This window comes from Ruegeria sp. YKSF131, from assembly GCF_059612645.1.
Genome location: NZ_JBXWQZ010000014.1, coordinates 76,996 through 83,261, shown reverse-complemented (window position 1 = coordinate 83,261; position 6,266 = coordinate 76,996). Strand labels below are relative to the sequence as shown.

The 6,266-nt window shown below is 61.3% G+C and carries 4 protein-coding genes; 3 read left to right on the top strand and 1 reads right to left on the bottom strand.

Features of this window, described 5'->3' with window-relative positions:
• Positions 1-391: 391 nt before the first annotated feature.
• Entirely contained in the window at positions 392-1,276 is an 885-nt protein-coding gene (locus tag AC2FLZ_RS07335) for a LysR substrate-binding domain-containing protein (protein WP_496882016.1), read from the bottom strand.
• A 109-nt stretch (positions 1,277-1,385) separates the two neighbouring features.
• Between AC2FLZ_RS07335 and AC2FLZ_RS07330 the strand changes: the two genes are divergently transcribed.
• Genes AC2FLZ_RS07330 through AC2FLZ_RS07320 form a run of 3 tightly spaced genes read left to right on the top strand, consistent with a single transcriptional unit; the run spans position 1,386 to position 5,649 of the window.
• The gene (locus AC2FLZ_RS07330; protein WP_496882015.1) at positions 1,386-2,996 is read left to right on the top strand and encodes a GMC family oxidoreductase; all 1,611 of its coding nucleotides are present in this window, start codon (positions 1,386-1,388) and stop codon (positions 2,994-2,996) included.
• Positions 2,993-4,165, top strand: coding sequence for a mandelate racemase/muconate lactonizing enzyme family protein (locus AC2FLZ_RS07325; RefSeq protein WP_496882014.1), 1,173 nt, complete (start codon positions 2,993-2,995; stop codon positions 4,163-4,165). Before AC2FLZ_RS07330 ends, AC2FLZ_RS07325 begins: the two co-directional genes overlap by 4 nt.
• On the top strand, positions 4,162-5,649 hold the full coding sequence (locus tag AC2FLZ_RS07320) for an aldehyde dehydrogenase family protein (protein ID WP_496882013.1): 1,488 nt from the start codon (positions 4,162-4,164) through the stop codon (positions 5,647-5,649). The genes AC2FLZ_RS07325 and AC2FLZ_RS07320 overlap by 4 nt, the downstream gene beginning before the upstream one ends.
• Positions 5,650-6,266: the final 617 nt, after the last annotated feature.

Here is a 6,266-nt window from a genome sequence, read left to right as displayed (position 1 = left end):
AGCGACGCTTGCGCTTCCTGTCTCGGTCCCATCATGGCTGATCCCTCCCTTTAGGAAGAATTGAATCAGCAACTTACCAACCGATCAAGCCCGAGTTTTTCAACAAAATAAGCCCAAATTGCAATACTCTGCGCCAGGCACGAACGGCAGAGCAGTGTATAAAACGTCACTTGAAGCCCGTCCCTTACTCCAAATCCGGGTTTGATTTTGGCGGTGCCGCAGCAGTGAAAAGCTGCCGTTTGTTGTTGAATCAATGTGAACTTGGTTTCGTGTGTTTGGGGAGCGGGCGTTGTTAGCAGTCGCTGTTTTCAATTCGGTACTTTGGTTTCGCGCAATCAAAGATGGAACGGGTAACGTTAGGGTTTTGCACACCAAAGGTGTTTGAGTTCGGTCATACTTGGCGCATCGGCGAAGTCCGTTCGACAATCCAATCCAGAAACATTTGAGACCCATAGCTGACGGGTCCTTCAGGGCAGGTGACATAGATCGCCTGATCTGTGTGTTTTTCGATGGGCAGTGAGCGCACCAGGCGCCCGTCTTGTAGAAAGGGAGCCGCGAAAAGCTCTGATACCAGCGCATGTCCCATTCCATTCGATGCAAGTTCAAGCGCAGCAATACTCTGGTCTACGTTGATCGTCGGGTTCTGTCCGGGGGGCGCCAGGTTCTCCTGACGGAAAAATTGGTGCCAGTTATCGGCCACCCCGATGATCTCGATCAAAGATGAGCCTCGCAAAGCCTCAAGCGTTTCGCCACTGGGTTGCAGGCTTGGGTGGCAGACCGGGACCACGGGTGGACGCCCTAGCAGCGTTGCGCGTTGGGCTGGCCAATCGCCGTTTCCGAACCGAATTTCGACATCAAGTTGATTTGACTGTATCGCGCTAGCCCAAGTGCCCATATGCAGTTGGATACTGACATCCCGGTATCGAGCTCGGAAATCAGGTAACTGCTTCAAAAGCCAGAGCTGCGCAAATGTTGGCAGGCAACGGATCCGCAACGGGCGCATGTGCCTGGTGCCGAAAACATCCCGCGTCCCCAGTCGAAGGGTATCAAAGCTTTTGATGACCCAGGGCAGATAGAGCTCCCCCATTGTGGTCAGCACCATGGGCCGTTTTTTGCGGGAAAACAGCTGATAGCCCAAATGTTCTTCGAGCGACCGTATCTGATGGCTGACAGCGGCGGGCGTAAGTCCGAGTTCATCTCCGGCGTTGGAAAAGTTGCCGTTTCGTGAGGCTGCCTCAAATGCGCGCAGCCAAGGTAAAGGAGGTATGTCATTCATGTTGCGTACCTACATTTCAAATTTAACCACATATATATCAAAAAATTATTTGTTTATAAAACGCCAGTTGTTCGTGCCAAAAACACTTTGAGAGTTGGCAAGGAACGCCATGGAAAACTTTGACTACATCATCGTGGGGGCGGGCTCTGCAGGCTGCGTACTGGCTGAGCGGCTGAGCGTGTCCGGGCGCCACAAGGTGCTGATACTTGAAGCCGGCGGGCGCGGTTGGTCTCCGTGGATTACGCTGCCGCTCGGTTATGGAAAAACATTCTTCGACCCAAAGGTGAACTGGAAATACCAGACGGAGCCGGAGGTCGCGCTGGCTGGGCGCATCGGCTACTGGCCGCGCGGCAAGGTCGTGGGTGGTTCCGGGGCGATCAACGCGCTGGTCTATGCGCGTGGATTGCCGCGAGACTTCGACAATTGGGCAGCGGCAGGGGCGACCGGCTGGAACTGGGAAACAGTTCGCCGGACCTATGAAGCGATGGAGACCCGGCTCGGTATTAACGGCGAGCACCAGGGCAGCGGGCCGCTGCATGTGCAAGATGTTTCGGACCAGATCCACCGGGTGAACCGGCACTTCTTTGCTGCGGCCGAAGAGTTGGGGCTGCCGCGCACCGAGGATATCAACGGCCACGCCTGCGAGGGCGCGGCGGCCTACCGAATCAACACCAGCGGCGGACGCCGGATGCATTCAGCGCGGGCGTTTTTGAAGCCCGCGCTGAAGCGGGCCAACGTCACCCTGATGACCGGGTTGCAGGCCGAGCGGATCATCTTTGAGGGCACGCGGGCCGCTGCCGTGCAGGTGGTGCGTGAGGGCAGGAGGCAAAGCCTGCGAGCCGGCCGCGAAATCATCCTGTCGGCGGGTGCCGTGACTTCGCCGCGGCTTCTGCAGCTATCGGGTATCGGTCCGGCGGAACTGCTGAAATCCCACGGCATCACGCCGCTGCTGGATGCGGCGCATGTGGGCGGCAACCTGCAGGATCATCTGGGCATCAACTATTACTTCCGCGCCACTGAGCCAACGCTGAACAACGTGCTGCGCCCGTTTGCCGGGAAAGTGCGCGCGGCGCTGCAGTATGCGCTGACCCGGCGCGGGCCGCTGGCCCTGTCAGTGAACCAGTGCGGCGGCTATTTCCGCTCCGGACCGGATCAGGTCCACCCTGATCAGCAGCTGTATTTCAACCCGGTCACCTATACAACCACGCCGAACGGCACGCGCACGGTGGTGCAGCCCGACCCGTTTCCAGGCTTCATCATCGGCTTTCAGCCGGCCCGCCCCACCAGCCGCGGTCGTATCGACATCAGCGCTGCCGACCCGGCGGCACCGCCCCGCATCCACCCCAATTCGCTGGCTACCGAAGAGGATCGCGCACAGGTCGTGGCGGGCGGCCGCCTGTGCCAGCGGATGATCAATACTGCGGCACTGGACGAGCTTGTGGATTCGGCGATGGATCCAGACCTGCGGCGCATGGACGACGCGCAGATCCTGGCCGATTTCCGCGAGCGCTGCGGCACCGTATTCCACCCGGTCGGCACCTGCCGCATGGGGCGTGACGCGCGGGACTCGGTGGTCAGTCCGCGGCTGAAGGCGCATGGGGTGCAAGGGCTGCGCGTCGTCGATGCCTCGGTTTTCCCCAACCTGACCTCAGGCAACACCAATGCACCGACCATGATGCTGGCGCACCGCGCCGCTGATCTCATTCTGGAGGACGCATGAGCACGCCTTATTCCATGTCCGGCGCGGTGCCGGTTGCTAACACCCGCGGCTGGGACGACACCGGCCCGCGGATCCGCCAGATCGAGACCTTCTGCACGCCGCTGGTCGGCTTTGTGCGGGTCACCGCAGAGGACGGCAGCACGGGCTGGGGGCAGGTGTCCACCTACAGCAGTGACATTACCTGCGAGATCCTGCACCGCCAGGTGGCGCCCTGGGCGCTGGGGCGCGGCATGGATGCGCTGGAGGATGTGATCGCCGAGATCCCGCTGCGCGAGCACAAGTTCCCCGGCACCTATCTGCGCCGGGCCATGGCGGGTCTGGACACTGCGGTCTGGGACTGGCGCGGTAAGGCTGCGAAAAGGCCCGTGGCAGAGCTGCTGGGCGGCTCGGCAGGGCCGCTGCGGGCCTATGCCTCCTCCATGCGGCGTGACATCACGCCCGGGGACGAGGCCGCGCGCATGCAGCGTCTGCGCGATGACTACGGCTTTGACGCCTTCAAGGTGCGCGTCGGTGCCGAATGCGGCCAGGACCAGGACGAATGGGACGGCCGCACCGAAGCAATCATCCCCGCCATCCGCAAGGCCATGGGTCCGAATGCGGCGCTGCTGGTGGATGGCAACTCGGGCTTTGGTCCCGCCCGCGCGATCGAGGTCGGGCGGATGCTGGAGGCCAACGGCTACGAGCACTTCGAGGAGCCCTGTCCCTATTGGGAGCTAGAACAGACCGCCGAGGTTACCGGCGAGCTATCCATCGACGTGGCCGGCGGCGAGCAGGACTGGGATTTGCAACAGTGGAAGCGGATCGTCGCGATGCGCGCGGTGGATATCATCCAGCCCGATATCCTGTACCTGGGCGGCATGGTGCGCAGCATGGAGGTGGCCCGCTTGGGCCATGCCGCCGGGCTGCCCTGCACCCCGCATGCGGCCAACCTGTCGCTGGTGACGCTGTTCACTATGCATCTTTTGCGCGCAGTGCCCAATCCGGGCCGCTATTTGGAATTCTCGATTGAGGGCGACGACTACTATCCTTGGCAGCGCGAGTTGTTCCGCAACGATCCCTTCACCATCACGGACGGCCAGGCGGTTGTGACCGAAGCCCCCGGCTGGGGCGTCGAGATCTGCCCCGAGTGGCTGGCCAAGTCCACCTATAAATGCAGCGAGGACGCATGATGACCTCCAACCGGATGATTTCCACATATTTCGAAACCCGAACCCTGCCGGACCTGCCGCGCGACCATTTCATCGATGGTGCGTTCGTCGCCGCCGACAGTGGCAACCGCATGGAAAGCTTTGATGCCGGCACCGGCGAAGCCTTTGCCGATTTTGCCGCCGGTACCGCGGCCGATGTGGACCGCGCCGTGACCAGCGCGGCCTCAGGCTTCGAGGTCTGGCGCAACACGCCGCCCGCCCGCCGCTGCGCCATCCTCAATGAGGCGGCGCGCCTGATGCGTGCCGAGGCGGACAGGCTGGCGGTGGTCGAAAGTCTCGACAGCGGCAAGACCCTGGCCGAGGCGCAGGGCGATGTCGCGGGTTCGGCGCGCCTGTTCGAATACTACGCAGGTGCCGCCGACAAGCTGGACGGGCGCAGCGTCAACCTCGGCAACGGCAACGCCGCCTTCACCCTGCGCGAGCCGGTGGGCCTGACCGCCCATATCGTGCCATGGAACTACCCAACCTCGACCTTTGTGCGCGGTATTGCGCCGGCTCTGGCGGCGGGATGTTCGGCAGTTGTGAAACCGGCGGAGACCACGCCCTTTACCGCGCTGATGATCGCTGAACTTCTGGTGCGTGCAGGCGTGCCTGCGGGGGTCGTCAACGTGGTCACCGGCACCGGCATCGAGGCCGGTGCGCCGCTGGTTACCGACCCTCGGGTGCGGCATGTGACCTTCACTGGTTCGGTTGCGACTGGCGTGGGCGTGATGCAGAACGTGGCCCCGAACGTGACCGGGCTGACGCTAGAACTGGGCGGCAAGTCGCCGCTGATCGCCTTTGCTGATGCCGATGCAGAGGCGGTGGCGGAGGGCGCGCTGTGGGCCATTTTTTCCAACTCCGGGCAGATTTGCTCGGCTGGTTCCCGACTCGTGATCCATCGCGATCTGCACGCCGAGGTGCTGGAGCGGCTGGTCAGAAAAACACAAGGCCTGCGCTTCGGTCACGGGCTGCGCAATCCTGATATGGGTGCGGTGAACTCAGAACGGCATTTGGCGCAGATTGCGGGCCACGTGGAGCGTGCCCGCGCGCGCGGGGTGGAAATCGCCACCGGTGGCAACATCGCAACTGATCCGGAAACCGGCAAGGGCTGGTTCTTTGAACCGACCATCCTCAACAATCTTTGCGCTAGCGACGATGCGGTGACCCAGGAAATTTTTGGCCCTGTTCTTGCCGTACAAACCTTCGAAAGTGAAGAAGAAGCACTGGCGCGTGCCAATGGTACCGATTTTGCTCTGGCGGCCGGGATCTACACCCGCGACATGTCTACTGCCTTGCGCATGGCGCAGCAGGTGGATGCGGGGCAGGTCACCGTCAACGATTATTGGGCCGGCGGAATCGAGCTGCCCTTTGGAGGCAACCGGAAATCCGGTTTCGGTCGCGAAAAAGGGTTGGAGGGCCTCGACGCCTATACCCGTTCAAAATCTATCACACTTGCAGTGTGAAGCATTGCAAGACTCGAGAATTCAAAGACGAGGGACATAAAGCTGCAGACCGCTCAATGACGGAGTTCGGAATTTGGTTCGGCGATGCCACTCGCACCGGCGTGTGCATTCGAGAATCTGCGCGTACTTTTCAAAGATTTGTTTCTGTGCCTGGAGGTCTTCGAAGCAGCCCGATGCATTTATGCCTACAAAATTGCCAAGATGGAAGTCCGCTGTTGGCGGAGCGAACAGTCAGTCGTGCTCCTACAGCCTCTCTGGAACTGCAGTCGGTTCCAAAGACCGCTTTGTGCTTACTACCGTCATTGTACTGAGCGATGGGAGCGGCAGGTTTGTCCGCTCACCTACCATTTGCCGCCTAGTTCTAAACGTCCGGAATGTGCGGTAGGCTACGTGCCGCACATGCGAAAGACCAAAGCTCGGTCGACGGCAGCTGTGGGCTCTGACCGCCATTCGGTGCGAACCGCAGAGAATGGCGGCGGCGAGCCCAGAGTGCAAATTGCTGCGGTCGGCCCAAATACGTGCGAAGCGTGCGTCGCTGCCGTTGGTCCTACAATGGACGGCCCATTCCGGACGTTGACCGCCACTCGAAGTGCCGCAACGCAGAGTTCTTCACAATC

Excerpts from the sequence above, each read along its gene's own strand:
- AC2FLZ_RS07335 (WP_496882016.1), bottom strand. The coding sequence starts at position 1,276 with ATGAATGACATACCTCCTTTACCTTGGCTGCGCGCATTTGAGGCAGCC.
- AC2FLZ_RS07325 (WP_496882014.1), top strand. The coding sequence starts at position 2,993 with ATGAGCACGCCTTATTCCATGTCCGGCGCGGTGCCGGTTGCTAACACC.
- AC2FLZ_RS07320 (WP_496882013.1), top strand. The coding sequence starts at position 4,162 with ATGATGACCTCCAACCGGATGATTTCCACATATTTCGAAACCCGAACC.
- AC2FLZ_RS07330 (WP_496882015.1), top strand. The coding sequence starts at position 1,386 with ATGGAAAACTTTGACTACATCATCGTGGGGGCGGGCTCTGCAGGCTGC.